At 47.8% G+C, this 17,473-nt stretch carries 13 protein-coding genes; 1 reads left to right on the top strand and 12 read right to left on the bottom strand.

Annotation, left to right across the window (positions count from 1 at the left end; all coding sequences use genetic code 11):
- Positions 1-10 precede the first annotated feature (10 nt).
- The 9 genes from ACDC99_RS04260 to dnaN form a co-directional block, all read right to left on the bottom strand.
- Positions 11-679: a tetratricopeptide repeat protein gene (locus tag ACDC99_RS04260; RefSeq protein WP_022316424.1), complete on the bottom strand. Its 669-nt coding sequence runs from the start codon at positions 677-679 to the stop codon at positions 11-13.
- On the bottom strand, positions 676-1,965 hold the full coding sequence (locus tag ACDC99_RS04255; RefSeq protein WP_370756906.1) for a M64 family metallopeptidase: 1,290 nt from the start codon (positions 1,963-1,965) through the stop codon (positions 676-678). Before ACDC99_RS04255 ends, ACDC99_RS04260 begins: the two co-directional genes overlap by 4 nt.
- Positions 1,965-2,378, bottom strand: coding sequence for a 2-amino-4-hydroxy-6-hydroxymethyldihydropteridine diphosphokinase (locus ACDC99_RS04250; RefSeq protein ID WP_022316422.1), 414 nt, complete (start codon positions 2,376-2,378; stop codon positions 1,965-1,967). Before ACDC99_RS04250 ends, ACDC99_RS04255 begins: the two co-directional genes overlap by 1 nt.
- A 145-nt stretch (positions 2,379-2,523) precedes the next feature.
- Positions 2,524-4,203: a tetratricopeptide repeat protein gene (locus tag ACDC99_RS04245; RefSeq protein WP_288744728.1), complete on the bottom strand. Its 1,680-nt coding sequence runs from the start codon at positions 4,201-4,203 to the stop codon at positions 2,524-2,526.
- 63 nt (positions 4,204-4,266) lie between these two features.
- Positions 4,267-5,928: a DNA repair protein RecN gene (recN, locus tag ACDC99_RS04240; RefSeq protein ID WP_022316420.1), complete on the bottom strand. Its 1,662-nt coding sequence runs from the start codon at positions 5,926-5,928 to the stop codon at positions 4,267-4,269.
- A gap of 73 nt (positions 5,929-6,001) precedes the next feature.
- A complete protein-coding gene (gene porD, locus ACDC99_RS04235; RefSeq protein ID WP_022316419.1) occupies positions 6,002-6,910 on the bottom strand; it encodes a type IX secretion system protein PorD in 909 nt (302 codons plus the stop codon).
- 38 nt (positions 6,911-6,948) lie between these two features.
- On the bottom strand, positions 6,949-8,190 hold the full coding sequence (gene coaBC, locus ACDC99_RS04230; RefSeq protein WP_022316418.1) for a bifunctional phosphopantothenoylcysteine decarboxylase/phosphopantothenate--cysteine ligase CoaBC: 1,242 nt from the start codon (positions 8,188-8,190) through the stop codon (positions 6,949-6,951).
- On the bottom strand, positions 8,184-9,047 hold the full coding sequence (locus tag ACDC99_RS04225; RefSeq protein WP_044072567.1) for a 3'-5' exonuclease: 864 nt from the start codon (positions 9,045-9,047) through the stop codon (positions 8,184-8,186). Before ACDC99_RS04225 ends, coaBC begins: the two co-directional genes overlap by 7 nt.
- 370 nt (positions 9,048-9,417) lie before the next feature.
- The gene (gene dnaN / locus ACDC99_RS04220; protein ID WP_370755926.1) at positions 9,418-10,542 is read right to left on the bottom strand and encodes a DNA polymerase III subunit beta; all 1,125 of its coding nucleotides are present in this window, start codon (positions 10,540-10,542) and stop codon (positions 9,418-9,420) included.
- Positions 10,543-10,761: 219 nt separating this feature from the next.
- On the opposite strand from dnaN, the gene ACDC99_RS04215 reads away from it, so the two are divergent.
- Entirely contained in the window at positions 10,762-11,145 is a 384-nt protein-coding gene (locus ACDC99_RS04215) for a DUF3127 domain-containing protein (RefSeq protein WP_288761690.1), read from the top strand.
- A gap of 668 nt (positions 11,146-11,813) precedes the next feature.
- Here the strand turns inward: ACDC99_RS04215 and ACDC99_RS04210 are convergent.
- The 3 genes from ACDC99_RS04210 to yidC form a co-directional block, all read right to left on the bottom strand.
- A complete protein-coding gene (locus ACDC99_RS04210) occupies positions 11,814-13,226 on the bottom strand; it encodes an MFS transporter (protein WP_370755923.1) in 1,413 nt (470 codons plus the stop codon).
- Between the two features lie 61 nt (positions 13,227-13,287).
- On the bottom strand, positions 13,288-15,453 hold the full coding sequence (gene dpp5 / locus ACDC99_RS04205; protein ID WP_042519670.1) for a dipeptidyl-peptidase Dpp5: 2,166 nt from the start codon (positions 15,451-15,453) through the stop codon (positions 13,288-13,290).
- Between the two features lie 81 nt (positions 15,454-15,534).
- The gene (yidC, locus tag ACDC99_RS04200; RefSeq protein WP_370755921.1) at positions 15,535-17,430 is read right to left on the bottom strand and encodes a membrane protein insertase YidC; all 1,896 of its coding nucleotides are present in this window, start codon (positions 17,428-17,430) and stop codon (positions 15,535-15,537) included.
- Positions 17,431-17,473: the final 43 nt, after the last annotated feature.

The following is a 17,473-nucleotide window of genomic DNA, read 5'->3' as shown; positions in this document are numbered from 1 at the left end:
CACTTATGTTTCAATCGCATTTCATCTTAGTTTTTTCAGTCGTGTTTTCTTGCTTTACATTATCTTTGTTTGTCTTGTTTCCTTGTTTGAGTTTTTTCTTGCATCCTGCAATCATCTTCTGTATCTGAATCACTCTTGCGCTTTTGTCTTCCGGATATCCGAATTGTTCATAAAATGATAATGCGGAGTCTAGACAATCGAGAGTGTTCTGCCATTCTTTGCTGTTCATATAGCAGTAGGCTAGCCTGAAGAACACATCGCCTTTTTCTTTGCCATAGCATACGGTAAGCGTTTTCTCATATAGCGGTATGGCCCTGTCGTATTCTTCGAGCAGGAAATGGCTTTCTGCATCTGCAAAGAAGTACACGCTTCTTTCGTGTGGGGCATAAACTTCCAGGTCTGCTATATACGGGTCAAGGTATCTGCAGGCTTTGTCATATTCCCAGGTATAATAGAAGCATAATCCAATATACGCCTTGAACCTGGGGTTCAGCTTGTATCTTTTATCGAGGCGCGTCAGTATATTTCGCGCCTCGATGTATTTGCCGCTGCTGAAGTATTCCAGTGCTATTGTCAGCTGTTCTTTGTCAGGCATGCCATTGACTGTTTGTCCTGGCAGTCTTGTGTTGCAGACAGCAGTGATGAACATGAAGATGATCAGAGTTCTGATGCCTCTCATTCTCCAGTATAGAATTTAATTAGTTTTGTGAGAGCGTTTTTGCATACGATGCAGAATTCCTTGCAGGCGTTCGTTCTCATACGGCAGTCCTGCACCCCTCTGTATACACCTTTGGTCCTGTATCCAGCTCCTTCAAAGTATCCCACTTTGTTTTTTGCCTTCTTTTCGTCTTTTGTCTCAGGTGTAGGTATCGGAGTTCCTTTCTCTATGAGGCTTTCCCATTTGCCTTTGAAGTCGGCAAGGGTGGTGATATTGGCCTCCCATGGTTCCACGTCGAGAGGAAACATCGGAATCTCTTCCCAATCGTAGGCGTATTCATCTGCGAGTCCTGCGAAGCTGTGTCCGAACTCGTGTACGATGACAGGCTTGAATGATTTGTGTCCTGTGGAACTCAGGTTATAGTAGTTCAGTATACCTCCTCCGCCATAAACATCGGTGTTTACCAATATGATAATATGTTCGTATGGAGTACCAGCGAGCCAGTCGTGTACCTTTTTCAGGTTCAGTGTCGTAAGGTATCTCTCACTGTGGAAAGTGTCGAAGTTGGATCCCAATGCAGTGTTCTTCCATATGCCCTTGGACGGTACACTCGTCCCGCTCTCTTCTGATACCGACTTCACAGCAATGACATTGAATCTGTCTTTGTATTCCAAGAATGGTTCGTGAGCGAAGATTGCGTCAGTCGCAATCTTGACATCATTGATGTATTTCTCCATTTCGGTTTCTGTATATCCTTCTGCAAGGAAGGCAATGTTGATGCAGTTTGAGGTGTCTGCAGCCTTGTGAATGACGTCGTATGGCGTAGGGTGACTGCCTTTTTTGCTTATCAGCACGTCTTTGGGGGCAATGGTCTCAGTGATTGAAGCCACGGTTTCTCTCCTGTTGTTCTTCAGTTTGATGGTCACTTCGGCGGAATCTTTAGGCATAGGCATGAGGATGACATTTTCAAACGATTTGTTTGATGTCCTGGCCTCGTCGTATGTCTGCCATTCCTGGAAGAGGGTAGAGAGGGAGTTTCTATAAATCACCTTTCCTGTCTTGTGGTCTCTCATTTCAAATTGAGCGTTTCCCTCCACCGGAAACTCTCCGAGTCTTGTCTTTCTTCCATACCATCCTGGAATGGAATTCATGTTGTCCACGAAGATATGCTGCTCGTTGGCGTTACCTCCGAAGATACAGTTTATTCTCAGGGTGTTTTCTGTGAAATACTTGTTGAAGTCTTGTGCCTTCAATGATGTCGTCTGGCATCCAAGAGCCACGACTGAGAGTAATAATAGCTTTTTGATCATAGTGTCTTGTCTATAATGAATAATTCCTTGTTGTTGTCATAGTCGTTCATTAGAGTCTTGATATAGTCTCTGTTCCAATCGTCTATGTGCAGTTTCGTTTCTCCATACATCAGAATATCGATGTCGAGAGTTATTCTGTTCATCAAGTCATTCTTCTTGCTTCTCTCACATCGTTTTTCTAGTTGTTTGAATGCTTTCGTGATTTGCGACAACGTATGCTTCGTCGTGGAGAAACAGATGCAGTTTATGAACTTCTCCGATTCTATTCCAATGGGGTCTGTCCACATTTCTTTGGTAAACACGGTATCGTTGCCCAGCATGAAAGCCAGTTTCCGCTTTGCCAGTGTGATATTCTCCTTGGCGTTGAAGTTGCTGCCTATTGAGACGATGATTCTTGTTCCTTTGTCCATCCTCTTCGTATTAGTATAAGGTCCTGGAATCGGTCCTGTAGATTTCATGTCCATGTTCAAGTGATAATTCTATCCTCTTGTCGTTGGATGTGGAATCTACAGAACCGCATTTCTCATTATTGTTTCTTGTCAATCAATTCTGTTTTCATTTCTTGTATTTCTCTATCAGTGAAGTAGCCTGGCTGTTACCCAGATTTTTTGCCTTGTCGAGGTTTGCCAGTCCCTCCTCCTTTTTGCCGGAGTTTATCTGTGCCAATCCGAGGATGAGGTATCCGTCTGAATAGTCAGGAGCTTCTTTCACACATTGTTCAGCAGTCTGCATGGCTTCGCTGATAAGGTTGAGTCTGAGTTGCAGTGATGCTTTTTCAGCCTTGAAGGATGTTTCATCAGGGGCTAGATATATGGCAATGTCGATATCTGACAGTGCCTGTTTGAAGAGTTTTGCCTTAACTTCAGCTTGTTCTCTGACGTAGTAGAATTGGGGAGTTTGTCTTTTTCCTTCAATCACCTCGTAGCGTGTATAGTCGAACACTGCCTGACGGTAGTTCTCCATCCTGTTATATACGTCGCCTCTCATGATGAAATATTTTGCGCCTTCTTTCACGTTGAGCGTGTCGATGTTGTTCACTGCGCTGTCGAGCAATGCGAGCACTTCTGTGTCTGGAGCCTTCATCATGTCCTTACATTGAGCTGCATTGTAATACAGATCGCCGTTTTTCAGTTTGCTGTCTGTAAGCGCCATAAATGTATCATAAGCCTTCTGGTAGTCTTTCTTGGCAAAGAGGATCTGTCCTTCCAGATCTTTGTATATTGGCAGCGCGTTTATGCTGTAAGCCTTTGTCACTTCGTCGATGGCCTTGTCAAGACTCCATGGGGCGTAGGCGATATCGCTTCTGTACAACTCCTTCATATACATCAGCTTTGCGTAGTTGTAATGGATTTCGTCTTTGGGTTCTGTGCGGTCCACAGCTGTCTCCATTGTCTTGCGTGCTGCTTCAAAGTCGTTTCTGTTTACCTCAGCTTCAGCCTTTGCCACATAGCCGTCTGCAAGGGTGGGGAAGGCGGTTATGAAGTCGCTTGTTGTCGCCTCGCTCTTCAGGGAGTCGTTGCTCTGTGTGGCGAGCATCAGAGCCAGCAAGGCTTGATTCTTTTCCGTTGGCAATGCTGCAGGTATACCTATTTTCCTGTATGTGTCATCGGTGACCGACAGTCCGCTTGTTGTCAGCTGCATTATGAAGGCTGCATCTGTGGCGTGAGCTTCCGTCGATGTCGTTGATGTCTGCAACAGTCCTGCCACTTCACCATTGTCGTTGACGAATGGGCATGCTTCAGTTGTCTCCTTTGCGTAATAGTCGAAGATGTAGTATGAGAACTTATCCATGAATTTCTCCACACTCTTCACTGTCGCTGCTTCTGGTTTCGTACTTTTGTTGGAGTAGGGCAGAAGCCACAGTTTGCCGCCTGGCGTAGTTGCAGTGTTGGCGATGGCTGCAGGTTTCGTGTTGCCATCCACTTTGAATTTCACCACATCATAAATATCGTTCAGTCCCAAGATACGTGTTACGTCCTTCTTGTTTCCTTTTGCATCGATTACTACAGCTTTGCTGGCGCCTAAGAATGGTTTCAGGTCGCTTATTGCTTCACCGCTTTTGCCTACGAACACTCCATGACTTGTGGCATGTATGCTTCCGTCCGCATTGAATGTGGTCAGCGTGAACACGCTTTCCGATGCTTTCTTTACGGCTGCCGACTGTGCTTTTACTGTTGCTGGCAGAATTAATGCTGCCAATGAGAATATCAGTTTGAAAATTGTTATATGTTTCATTTTAAATTAGTTGACGAATTGATAAGGGATTCTTCTTGCCAAGCAAACGGGTTTACGGGCATTTCATGCTCCCAACAGGTCTTTGGCATTATGCTTTGCTGCATCGGTGATGTCTGATCCGCTCAGCATCTGCGCTATCTCATTTACGCGTTGCTCATCATTGAGTCTTGTCATTGTGCTTTCAGTTCCGTTCTCCGTTTCTTCCTTATACACCTTGTAGTGGGTAGTACCCCTTGCTGCAATCTGTGGCAGATGGGTGATGCTTATCACCTGTCTTTCGCTTTGGGCCATTTCCTGCATTATCAGTGCCATTTTTTCGGCAATCTTTCCGCTCACTCCGGTGTCAATCTCGTCGAAGATGATTGTCGGGAGTTTCACGGCGTTGCTGATCATGGCTTTCAGCGAGAGCATCACTCTTGCGATTTCTCCTCCTGATGCCACCTGTGAAATAGGCATCATGTCGCTGCTGCTGTTGGCACTGAATAGAAATGCCACGGCATCACAGCCGTCTCTTTGGAACTCTCTCGGTTCGATGCTTATGCTGAATCTCACCTTTGGTATTCCCAAAGGCACTAACCGGTCTTTCATTCCTCTCTCCACCGTTGTCGCTGCCTTTCGTCTTGTTGCCGTCAGTCTGCCAGCCACTTCCTTGCAGTTTGCATTAGCCTCGGAGAGTTTCTGTTCCAGTTCCTTCAGTCTTTCGTCACCATTGTCAATGTTTAGGATCTTCTGTTCCAGTTCGTCTCTTTTTTCTATGAGCCTGTCCACGGAGTCCGTGTGGTGTTTCTGTTCCAGTGAGTAAATCATGTCGAGGGTTTCGTTTACCTGTTTCTGTCTCTCCGGATCTATCTCTATTCCGTCCATGCTTGCCCCCACTTCCTGTGCTATGTCTTTCAGTTCTATATGGCAGTCCTCCATTCTCTCTACCATGCCGGCAGCTTCGGGATACACGTTGCTGATGCCAGCCAACGTCCTTGCAGCTTCGCGTATGTCGTCTACGAGACTTCTCTCGCCGTTCCCGTTCAGCATGACGTCCACTTGGTACAGTGTGCCTTTTATGTCTTCCACATGGTTCAGCTTTTCTTGTTCTGCTTCCAGTTGTTCCTGCATTCCGTGTTGCAGATTTGCAGCCTGCAGTTCATTTAGCTGGAATCTGTAGAATTCCTCGTTCTCTATGGCTTTCTGCATTTCCCTTTTTGCTTCAGCCACATTGTTGCGCGCTTTCTGCAATTTGTCGTATGCCGAGTGGTATTCTTCAAGTAATATTGCATTTTGTGCCATAATGTCGAGCACTTTCAGCTGGAAGTCCTCGTTGCCTAGCATGAGGTTTTGGTGCTGGCTGTGTATATCGATGAGCTGTTCGCCGAGTTTTCTCGTAATGGCGAGTGATGTCGGTGTGTCGTTGATGAATGCCCTGCTCTTTCCTGAAGCCAGAAGTTCCCTTCGCAGTATGGTGTCGTTGGCATCATATTCAATGTCGTTCTCGTCGAAAAACGCTTTCATGTCGTATCTCGAGAGGTCGAAATGAGCTTCGATTACGCATTTGTCAGCTCCTTTCTTTATCTGTCTGGAGTCAGCTCTCTGTCCGAGCAGCAGGTTTATGGCTCCGAGTATGATGCTTTTTCCGGCTCCTGTTTCTCCTGTTATCACAGAGAACCCAGGAAAGAATTCCATATCGAGCGTGTCTATGAGTGCGAAATTCTTGATATATAGTTGTTTCAGCATTTCTGTTTTCTGCTAAAGTGGTTGTATAGAGAGTATATTCGGTAAGAAAATCATTTGAAAATCTTCCTCCTTGTCATTCTTTTATCTTTTCCCACGAGTTGTTCTGCGATGGGTTGATGGAGAACAGCAGTTCGTATATGGCCTCTTTCTCCTTCTGCGTGCCCTTGCCCTTATAGATGTTTGCCAGCTCGTCTTTCTTGAAGTCAGTCCATATAGCAGGCAGACTGCTCAGCGGCTTGTCGTCATGAGCCTTCTTGAGATTGGTTTCGAGAGCGGTGGTGATGTTCGTCCTTCCGCGTTCCACATTGTTTGCCATTTCGTCGAGTCCAGTTCTGTAGTAGTCATACTGCAGTTGTCTGAACGGTTTCATCGCTCCGTCGAGGTAGTCGTTTATGATGGCGAATCTGTTTCTGTCGGTCTCAAATGATTTCCATCCCGTGAAGTTCAGGTTCTGGGCATTGTTGGTGAGGTTCATACAGCGCTGCAGTATGTCTTCACCTCCCATTGGTGAGAAGCTGTCGAGGTTGAGTCCGATGATGAGATAGGCGTAATAGGCGAATAGAGCCGTCAGTTGGTTGTCTATCTGTTCTTCATTGAAGTTGAGCTGGTCGAACTGTGCGAACTCGAAGTTGAAGTCGTTGTCCTTATTATTATATAAGGTAGTGTTATATGCCGAGTTGTATACCGGTCTGTTTGCCTGTATTAGTGCATTGCATGTGAACTTGTTCGATGACTGGTCGTATTTAGTCACCGTTATGTTGAAGTTGCACACGATTCTTTCGTTTTTCTGAAATTGATAATCCGTCCACTGCCTGTCGTTGACAAACTGCTCCAGCGTCTCCTTCAGATTGTCGAAGACACTGGCATCGGTGCCTTGTATCTGGTTGTGGTTGATGGTTATCTTGGCTATCAGCTCCTGTGCTCCGGCGGATACCGTTGCCACGATGAGCAGTGCATACAGACAAATCAGTCGTATTCTCATGATGTGTAGTGGTTTATGTCTTTTTGTTAGAGAAATCATCATTTCCAAAGTTTCTCCATCTCGTCTACAATGTCGCTTGCCACCTCTGTCTTCGGCTTTTTCTGATAATCCTTCTTGCCGTCTGGCGAAATAATGGAAATCATGTTGTCGTCGCTTCTGAAAGTGGTGCCTTCATTGCGTGTGGAGTTGAGCACTATGAAGTCAAGGTTCTTCTTCGCAAGTTTCTTCTTTGCGTTCATCTCCTCGTCGTTTGTTTCCAGTGCAAATCCGATCAGCTTCTGTCCAGCCTGCTTTGCCTTGCCGAGAGCGGCGGCAATGTCGTGGGTCGGGCTTAGCGTTATCACGAGGTTGTCGTGCTCACGCTTTATCTTCCTGTCGCTCACGTGGCTAGGTTTGAAGTCGGCAACTGCCGCACACAATATCGCTGCATCCTGGCTGGCGAAGCATTCTGTGGCTGCCTTATGCATTTCATCGCAGCTCTCAACGTCGATTCTTTTTATCATGTCAGAACATTTCATCGTCACTGGTCCGGCGATAAGCGTTACTTCAGCGCCTCTTCTCGCACATTCTTCAGCCAGGGCGAAGCCCATCTTGCCGCTTGAGTAGTTGCCTATAAAGCGCACAGGGTCGATTTTCTCGTATGTAGGTCCGGCGGTAATCATTATCTTCTTGCCCTTGAGTGGCAGTCCTTCCTTGCAGGCAGGAGTGTGGCACGTGTCTTCAAACGCGTTGTCATTGTCTTCGAAGAATGCGTCGAGCTGTCTCACTATCTCTTCCGGCTCTTCCATTCTGCCCTTGCCCTCAAGTCCGCTGGCAAGAAATCCGCTCTTGGGTTCGATGATATGGTTGCCATAGCCCAGAAGCGTATTCATGTTCTGCTGTGTTGACGGATGGCGATACATGTCGAGGTCCATGGCGGGAGCTACGAACACTGGTGCTTTCATCGAGAGATATGTGGTGATGAGCATGTTGTCGGCAATGCCGTTTGCCATCTTTCCAATCGTTGATGCCGTGCATGGTGCTATGAGCATGGCGTCGGCCCAGATACCGAGGTCTACGTGTGAGTTCCAGGTGCCGTCTCTCTGAGAGAAGAATTCGCTGATGACCGGTTTGTGGGTCAGTGCCGACAGCGTGATGGGAGTGATGAACTCCTTGCCTGATGGCGTTATCACGACCTGAACCTCTGCCCCAGCCTTTATCAGTCCACGGATGATGTAGCATGCTTTGTATGCCGCGATGCTACCTGTTATGCCGAGAACGATTTTCTTTCCTTTCAGCATCCTTGCCCCCTCCTCAGATCTCTCATCTTGATGCGTGTCAGTACCTGCTTGGTGTCGCTCGTGAAGTCGCTTGTGAGCATCCAGTTGTAGTAACCCGGATCGCGGCGCAATGCTTCTTCAACGGGCACTCCCTTGTATTTGCCGAAGTTGAACACCTCCTGCTTCATGGGCTTGCCGTCGGCGTCCAGCATAGGCTGTCCGTTGGCGTCTTTCATTTCCTTCCATACTACGCGTCCGGCGAAGTCCACGTTGTCGTTCTGTTTTGAGAACTGTGCCAGAACGTCCATGTCGTTCTCCAGCTGGCGTTCTTCTTCCTCTTGCTTCCCAGGCGCATACATGTCGAGTTCTCCCATGAGCACACGATATGTAGCCTCAGTGTCCTGGTCGGCGCGGTGGGCGTCGAAGTCGTCCTCCATTTTCCTTCCGCAATAGAACTTGTACGCTGCAGCCAGATTACGGCGCTCCATCTTGTGGAATATCGTCTGGGCGTCGATTAGTCTGCACTGGCTGAAGTCGTAGTTGATGCCTGCACGGTAGAATTCCTCAGCGAGCATCGGCAGATCAAAGTGGTTGGAGTTAAAACCGGCGAAGTCGCAGTTTGCGAATTTCTCTGCCAGTTCCGGGGCTAGGGCCTTGAATGTGGGCTTGTCTGCCACATCGGCGTTTGATGTGCCGGTCAGTTCAACCACCTCCTGTGGAATCTCCTTTCCTGGGTTCACAAAGATATTCTCCCTCTCTTCTTTTCCGTCGGGATATACCTTTATATATGATAGTTGGAAAATTCTGTCTCTCACTATATCGAGTCCTGTAGTCTCGAGATCGAACACTACGAGTGGCCTTGTCAGATTCAGTTTCATCTCTATATTATGTGTGTTATGGTTAATTTAATATTGTTTTGTCAATGCAATCTACCTGTTTTAGATGGGCAACTCACCATTATTTTATACGCAACCAGGTTGTTTTTTGACAAGCAACCAGCTTTTTTTCTGTTGTCAAAGGGTTTGTACACGTTTTCTGATGGTGTTTATGCCTTATCTGAACCAAGGAACAAGAGAAGGACGTCATAGTCTTTTGCCATTCAGAATGGTGTCAGGCTGTGTTAATTCCTTTTCTTATTCCTTGTCGTCTGGCATAGGGGAGAGGTGCTCGGCCTTCTTGGCTTGTCGGTGCTCCCCGGTATTCCCTGCCGTTTTGTTTGTTGCCTATATATGTTTGCCCTTTCTGGTTTTAGTCGTTCAGCAGCATCGGCATGATGAGCATAAGGATATTCTGCCCCTCAGGCTGCTCTGATGGGAAAATGAGGCACGGACGGCTTGGGTCGGCAAGCTCCATCAACACTTCGTCGCTTGTCAGGCTTGAGAGGATCTCGACGAGCGAAGGGCCTTTAAAGCCTATACTCATAGGAGTTCCGTTGTAGTCGCATACTATGGTTTCCTTTGCGCTTGTCGCGAAGTCGATGTCCTCTGACGACGCCTCCACCTGTCCGATGCCGAGGCGCAGACGGATGGACTGGCTGCTCTCGCTTGCGAATGGCAGGATGCGCTTCACCGAACCGAGAAGAGCCCTGCGGTCGATGGTCATCTGGCATGGATTGTCGGTTGGAATCACGGAGTTGTAGTTGGGATATCTGCCTTCTATGAGTCTGCACTTCAGGTTGCCTGCTGCGAATGTCACCTCTGCATTGAGGTTGTCGAAGCGTATCTCTACAGGTGTGTCGTCGTGTGTTAGCACGTTCTTGAGTAGTGTGGCGGGTTTCTTCGGCAAGATGAACGACACAGGCTCTTCGTTGGTGATGCTCAGTATCTTGTTTCTCACAAGCTTGTGTCCGTCGCTTGCCACGATTGCCAATGCCTCTTGGTTGAGGTCAAAATAGAGACCGTTCATCACAGGTCTGATTTCCTCGTTAGCTGTGGCAAACAATGTACGCGAGATGTTGTCGGCGAGGATGCCGGATGGTATGGTGATTGTCGTTGCCCCGTCGCCTACTGGCTGTGACATAGGGAATTCATCGGCATTCTGTGCCGTGAAGGTATAGCCTCCGTTCTGGAATGTAATGCTCACGGAGTAGGTGTTCAGGTCTACTGTGAGCGTGACTGGCTGCTCCGGCAGGTCTTTAACGGCGTCGATGATGGTGCGGCTGCTGATGGCGAACCTTCCGTCGGAATCAGCCTCGTCGAGTTCCACACTGGTGGTGAGCTCGTTCTCCTTGTCAGAAGCGGTGAGCGTGAGCACTCCGTCCTTTACATCAAAAAGGATGCAGTCCAGAATCTGTAGTGAGTTCTTGCTGTTAAGCACTTTCGACAGTGTAAGAAGGCGGCTGCTTAGCACCGCGCATGACAATGTGATTCTCATTATTGTGTATTTTATTGTTGTTTTTTATTGTTGTTTATCGTTGTCCTTGCTTTGCCGGACGCTATTTTCTTCTTATTTTACGACCTGTTGGCGTCTGGCAGATAACGACTACAAAAATACAAAAAAACCTTGTGGTGAGCAAAAAATAAAATGAAATGTTTTTATTTTTAAAACTATTTTGGTAATTTCGCAGACCAAATCATAAAGAACGAAAAACAAATGGAAATACAAGGAAAAGTTATAGCTGTGCTTGCCCCTCGTGAGGGAACCTCAAAGACGGGCAACCCATGGAAGGTGCAGGAGTATGTGATAGAGACAGAGGAGCAGTACCCCAAGAAGATGTGTTTTGAGATCTTCGGCAACGACAGAATCAGCCAGTTTGCCTCCATGCTCGTTGTTGGCAACACTGTCAAGGTGTCGTTTGATATCGACGCACGCCAGTGGAATGACCGTTGGTTCAACTCTATCCGTGCATGGAAAGTGGAGCTGCCAGTGCAGGAGCCAATGGCAGAGATTCCTCAACAGGCAATTCCGGAACCATTCCCGCCTGCACAGCCGGAAGCTGCCGCTACAGGCGAGTCTACTGATGATCTGCCTTTCTAAAGCAGAAAACCGTCGATTGAGCAAACGGCTTTTCCCGTTGTAGTGACAGGGAATTGATATTGCCGCAAGAGGTGTAATGCTTCTTGCGGCATTTTTTTGTGTCCGCAATTGTTCGTTTTTTCCCATATATGTGAATAACCGGACAACGATAGAATTGCAAATTTATTTGAAACAATTAGGAAATATGAGTACTTATTAATGGAATGGAATATGTAAGTGGTTGAAAATAATTTACAAAATAGTACCAAAAGTCCCAAAGTCCCAAAGTCCCAAGATGATTCTTCATTTTCTATAATATATTATATATCAATGTATTATCATTATATTTACAAAATATAGTACACTTATGGGACTTTGGGACTTTGGGACTTTTGGGACTATTGGTACTATTTTGTAAAACAAACGGATTCAAACGGATGGATTCACTTTTACAATATGTTCATCGTCGGTAGCCTCTGAAAGTATTTTTATTCATTTTTCGTAGATAACTACATGGTATAATGTTCCAAAAGTCGGTTTCCAATATGCTAATAAAAATCGGTCATCAGGAATTGTGGAAAGTCTTCAAGACCTATCCGTCAATCACCTGATGACCGATGCGCCTTTATGTCAAGGCAAGAATTATGCTATATGGGCTTCTGATAAAGGACCCCACATGATGTGCGTCATTATTTGATGTTTGGCTCCTCCAGACCGAAGCCCTTCTTCTTGTCGAGTGCCTTCAGATAGATGGCGAAGAGAAGGGCAACAACGCCGAAGCTCGCAAACACTACGAGTGGCACCGTGTAGTCGTAAGGAATGAAGTCTGCACCCGCCTTCTTGGCTGCTATAACGGCAGGGTTGTTCTCATTGGTAGAAGCGAGCAGGTTGCCGATGAGCTTTGGCACGAAGCAAAGACCGATGTTCTGAACCCAGAAGATAAGGCAGTATGCAGAACCGAGAATCTTCTCGTCGATAATCTTTGGAACGCTTGGCCACAATGCAGCCGGCACGAGAGCGAATGAGATTCCGAGGAGCACGATGGTGGTATAGGCAATCAGCGGGCTCTTTGTCTCTGGCAATACGAATGCGAACACGAGATGGCAGCAGATGAGAATCAGCGCACCGCCCATGAGCATCGTAGCGCCTTTGCCCTTGCGGTCGAGGAAATTGCCCAGGAATGGAGTGATGACAGCAGCACCGATAGGGAACCAACGGAAGATGTTGGCAGCATCGGATGGAGAAATTCCGTCGAGGTTACACTGCAGCATGTTTGCACCATAACGCTGGAATGGGAAGATGGCAGAATAGTAGAGCACACAGAGAAGGGCAACTATCCAGAACACCTGTGAAGAGAAAATCTTGCCAAGGTCGCTGAACTTGAATTCCTCCTCAGACTCTCCAGCCTCTTCAGACACACCGAGCTGCTTGTCGAGTGTCTTGTCCATGAATGTGAACACGATGAACGTGATCAGACCGATGAGCAGGAGGACGGTGCAGAATGCTATAGGAGCTACTACAGTGCCGAATTTGCTCGCGATGATTGGTGAGATTGAGAAGATGGCGAACACACCCACACGGGCGATAGCCATCTCGAGACCCATGGCGAGAGCCATCTCCTTGCCCTTGAACCACTTTGCGATGGCCTTTGAAACTGTTGTTCCTGCCATCTCACAACCACAACCGAAGAGCATGAAGCCGAAGCATGCCATCTTGGCGCTGGCAGGAAGAGACACCCACCAGGTGTTGAGCCAGTCGTGAAAACCGGTCGTGGCAAACCAATCAGAGATTCCGATGAGCTTGATTAGCGCTCCGATAAACATCATAGAGGCAGACAGGACTCCTGTGAAGCGAACGCCCATTTTGTCGAGGATAATACCGGCGATGATGAGGAAGCCCATCACGTTGACGATATACTCAGAAGCGGCATAAGTTCCGAACGTGTCAGGACCCCAGCCTTTTTCGCTCTCCATGAGAGCTTGGATTGGTGACATTACATCGACAAACATGTAGGCGAAGAACATCATGGAAGCGATAAGGATGAGGGCTGTCCAGCGTGCCCATGCCTTGTCATTTAATAGTTGTTTAACTTTTTGAACCATTTTAATTCTTTTTTTAATTGTTTTTATTTTCCTTTTTCTTTTATATTTTCATTTGAAAAGTTTATTTCTTCAGCCACTTGTCAAGCCAGTTGAAGTATGTGCGCTGCCAGAGAACGCCGTTCTGTGGTTTCAAAACCCAGTGGTTCTCGTCGGGGAAGAGCAGCAGTTCTGCAGGAATGCCTCTCAGGCGGGCTGCATTGAAGGCTCCGAAACCTTGGTTGGCATTGATGCGGTAGTCCATCTCGCCATGGATGCAGAGTATAGGAGTGTCCCATTTGTCAACGAAATGGTGAGGAGAGTTGTCGTATGTCCTCTTGGCATTGGCAGTCTTGTCCTTGTTCCAGAAGGCATCGTCGTATTCCCAGTTGCTGAACCAGGCCTCCTCGGTGTCGGTATACATAGACTCGAGGTTGAAAGCACCGTCGTGGGCGATGAAACACTTGAAACGTCCGTCGTGATGGCCTGCGAGGTAGTAAACGCTGAAGCCGCCGAAGCTTGCACCAACGGCACCGAGACGGTCTTTGTCAACGAATGGCAGTGTGGCTGCGTCGTCGATAGCGCTGAGATAGTCTTTCATGCACTGGCCAGTCCAGTCGCCGCTTATCTCCTCGTTCCATTCAGAACCGAAACCTGGCAGTCCGCGGCGGTTAGGAGCAACCACCACGTATCCGTTGGCTGCCATTATCTGCATGTTCCAACGGTAGCTCCAGAACTGTGATACAGGACTCTGTGGGCCGCCTTCGCAGAAGAGCAGAGCAGGATATTTCTTGTTCTCGTCGAAATCAGAAGGCAATACCACCCATACGAGCATGTCCTTGCCGTCGGTAGTCTTCACCCAGCGCTCTGTCACCTTGCCGAGAGAGAGTTGAGAAAGGATTTCCTTGTTCTCCGAAGTCAACTGCTGTACCTTCGACTTCTCAGCCTTTTTCTCTGGTGTCACCACGAAGATGTCGTTTGGTGCCGACATGCTCTGGCGGATGGCAAGCAGCTTGTTGCCGCTGTTGGCAAGAGATACGGACACGAAGTCTGCGCAGTCGTTTGTCATCTGCTCCACCTTTCCTGTCAGGTCGGTGCGATACATGTTCACGCATCCGTGCCATACACCGATGAAAGTGATGGTCTTGGAATCTGCCATCCAGCAGAAGTCATCCACGTTGGAGTCGAACTTCTCTGTGACATACTGCTTTGTGCCGGTGGCGAAGTCATAGACGCAGAGTCTGTTTCTGTCGCTCTCATATCCGTCGTGTGCCATGCTCTGCCATGCAATGCGTTTGCCGTCGGGCGAGAACTTGGGGTTGATGTCGTAGCCAGGGTTGTTCTTCAGATTCTCGGCAGAGTTCACAGCCTGGAATTTCTTTGACTTTGAAGTGTCGTTCTTGGGTGCTACGTATCCGGCTGGCTTGCAGAGGTTCTTGGTCTGCTTTGTAGCCAGTTCATAGAGATATATGTCAGAATCTGTAGAAGTGGCATATTCCACTCCTGACTTCTTTCTGCATGTATATGCAATGCTCTTTGAATCAGGGCTCCATGCCAGCTGCTCCACACCTCCGAATGGCTTCATGGGACACTCGTATGGTTCGTCGGCAAGGATGTCTGTGCCTTCGGTTATGCCCTCGGCTGTGACATCAGCCAAGAAAGGGTGGGGGATAGTCTCCACGTATTCGTCCCAGTGGCGGTAGTTCAGGTCGGTGATGAGCCTTCCGCTGGCCAGAGGCAGGTCTGACGGATTCTTCTTGATGCTCTCATGATAGGCTATCTGTTTCACGAGGATTACCTGTGTGCCACTTGGCGAGAACTTGAAACCGTCTATGCCGGTCTTGTCGTGGGTCAGCTGCCTGCGGTCTGTTCCATCGGCATTCATAGACCAGACCTGTCCTCCGGAAATGAAGGCGATGCGTTTGCCACCCTCTATCCATGCTGGATCAGTCTCGCTTGCAGAAGCTGTAGTGAGCTGACGGATGTTCTTGCCGTTGGCATCCATGATGCAGATTACCTGGCGACTCTTGTTCTGTTTCACACTGTAGTAGCCCACCTGGTATACGATGAGCTTTCCGTCGGGTGACGCCTGGGCAGATGCAATTCGTCCCATTGCCCAAAGGGCCTCGGGAGTCATCTTGTTGCTGCTGAGCGTGACGTTGCTCTTTCCGATTGTTTCCACTGTGGTCTGTGCTTTTAGGCTATGGCATCCCAATGAGAGAGCCATGGCGAGGATAATTGATTTTTTCATAATATAGAAGGTAAAAAAAACTGCGAGGAATTCCGGCATTATGCAACGCCTGGAATCCTTTACAGACTTGTTGTTTGATACTTAGTGGCCCTTTCTTCTTTCCATCTCATCGCGCTGCTTGCGGAGTTCCTCGGCCTGCTTCTGCATGGCCTCGAGTCGTGCGGCAAGTCCGCTGGTCTTCTTAGGATTCTTCTTGTTTTCCTCGTATTTGGCCTCGAGGATAGACAGAAGCTTCTCATCGTTTGTGGTCTTGCGCAATGTCCACATGATGGCAGCGCTGAAGAAGAGTGATATGAAGTAGTAGAAGTTCAGTCCGGCAGAATAGTCGTTGAACATGAAGAAGAACATCACTGGCATGAGATACATCATCCACTGCATTGCCTTCATTTGTTCAGCCTGCTGGCCTACCATCTGGTCTCTCTGCTGGCGCATTGTCATCATTGAATACAATACGTTGGCTACACAGAAGAGGATACACGTGAGGCTCAAGTGGTCGCCGATGAGCCACAGATTGGTGTGCCACTCTATGATTGGGTCGTAGGTAGATAGGTCACTGATCCAGAGGAAGCTCTCACCTCTTAGCTGTATGGCGTTAGGCACGAAATTGAACATGGCAATCCAGATAGGCATCTGGATGAGCATTGGCAGACAGCCGCTCAGAGGGCTGACGCCATACTTGGAATATTCTGCCATCATTGCCTGTTGCTTCATCATCTGGTCTTCTGGCTTGTCGTATTTCTTCGTTATCTCGTCGAGCTTTGGTTTCAGCACACGCATCTTGGCCGAAGACATGTAGCTCTTCTTCACAAGCGGGAATGTGATGAACTTGAGGAGCATAGTGATGAGAATCAATACGATACCCATATTAATGTCGAGCTTGGTGAGCCAGTCGAAAACGTAAATGGTGAACCATCTGTTGATGATTCGGAACAGAGGCCATCCCAGATAAACCAGGCGCTGCATCTCAAGGTCTTTGCCGAACTTGCTCTCTTCCTCTACGTTCTGCAGCAGACGGAAATCATTAGGACCATAGTAGAACTCCAATTCTGTAGGCTGCTTTCCAGTCGGGTCAAAGAATGTTTTCATCTTTGCTCCGTACTGCTTCAGATAACCAGAACCCTTCTCCTGCGGAATACTTGTCATCTTGGCATTCTTGCCTAAGTCCTTCTCTGCTATCATTACGGCACTGAAGAACTGGTTCTTGAATGCCACCCAGTCGATGTTGTCCTCAACAGTCTCGTCGGTCAGTTCCTTGCCCTCGTTAAGATAGTCGGTTCCGCCTTCGGTCAGATGGTATGTGAGCGACGCATAACGGTTCTCGAAAGTGAAGCCCTTCTCCTGCTGACGACATTTGTCTGTCCATTCCACATCAATCGTGTTGTAGTTTGGAGAGAACATTCCTGCCATGCCGTTTGCCTGTATAGAGGCATGTAGCATGTAGTCTTTGCCGAGCTTGTATGAAATAGTGAGCGATTTTCCGTTAGCTGTTGCTGCAGTGAACGTTACCGTAGAGTCGGTGACGTTTAAAGGCGTGAAATACATGTCACTCGTCACGAGGTTTGTCTCCTTGCCTGCAAGCATGAATTTGAGTTGCTGGTCTTTAGCGTCAAAGAGCGTCACGTCATTGTTGCCGTTGCGGTCGGCGAACCCTTTGATTACGGCTTTCTGTACTGTGGCTCCCTTTGTGTTGAGCGTGAGTTCTACCTTTTCGTTGCGGAGTGTCACGTCTGTTGACTTTCCAGACATCACCTCATGGAAGAGGGATGTGGTGTCTGTTGCCAGCGCCTGGGCGTTTGCCTTGGCTGCAGCTGCATCGGCAGCCTGTTTTGCTGCTGCTTTCTTCTTCTCCACATTGGCTATGGAGTCTTGCACTCTCTGCTGCTGGGCTATTTCCTCGTCTGACGGTTTGTTGTACCAACTGAAACCGATGAGCAATGCTGCGATGAGCACAAAGCCCGTGATGGTGTTTTTATCCATTGTCAAAAATAAGTTGTTTTTCTGATAAATATTGCGTTATTAA

It is taken from the genome of Prevotella pectinovora (assembly GCF_041323955.1).
Classification (GTDB): domain Bacteria; phylum Bacteroidota; class Bacteroidia; order Bacteroidales; family Bacteroidaceae; genus Prevotella; species Prevotella pectinovora.
This window is presented reverse-complemented; position numbering and strand designations above follow the sequence as displayed.

Excerpts from the sequence above, each read along its gene's own strand:
- ACDC99_RS04260 (WP_022316424.1), bottom strand. The coding sequence starts at position 679 with ATGAGAGGCATCAGAACTCTGATCATCTTCATGTTCATCACTGCTGTC.
- ACDC99_RS04250 (WP_022316422.1), bottom strand. The coding sequence starts at position 2,378 with ATGGACAAAGGAACAAGAATCATCGTCTCAATAGGCAGCAACTTCAAC.
- ACDC99_RS04245 (WP_288744728.1), bottom strand. The coding sequence starts at position 4,203 with ATGAAACATATAACAATTTTCAAACTGATATTCTCATTGGCAGCATTA.
- recN (WP_022316420.1), bottom strand. The coding sequence starts at position 5,928 with ATGCTGAAACAACTATATATCAAGAATTTCGCACTCATAGACACGCTC.
- porD (WP_022316419.1), bottom strand. The coding sequence starts at position 6,910 with ATGAGAATACGACTGATTTGTCTGTATGCACTGCTCATCGTGGCAACG.
- coaBC (WP_022316418.1), bottom strand. The coding sequence starts at position 8,190 with ATGCTGAAAGGAAAGAAAATCGTTCTCGGCATAACAGGTAGCATCGCG.
- ACDC99_RS04225 (WP_044072567.1), bottom strand. The coding sequence starts at position 9,047 with ATGAAACTGAATCTGACAAGGCCACTCGTAGTGTTCGATCTCGAGACT.
- dnaN (WP_370755926.1), bottom strand. The coding sequence starts at position 10,542 with ATGAGAATCACATTGTCATGCGCGGTGCTAAGCAGCCGCCTTCTTACA.
- ACDC99_RS04215 (WP_288761690.1), top strand. The coding sequence starts at position 10,762 with ATGGAAATACAAGGAAAAGTTATAGCTGTGCTTGCCCCTCGTGAGGGA.
- ACDC99_RS04210 (WP_370755923.1), bottom strand. The coding sequence starts at position 13,226 with ATGGTTCAAAAAGTTAAACAACTATTAAATGACAAGGCATGGGCACGC.
- dpp5 (WP_042519670.1), bottom strand. The coding sequence starts at position 15,453 with ATGAAAAAATCAATTATCCTCGCCATGGCTCTCTCATTGGGATGCCAT.
- yidC (WP_370755921.1), bottom strand. The coding sequence starts at position 17,430 with ATGGATAAAAACACCATCACGGGCTTTGTGCTCATCGCAGCATTGCTC.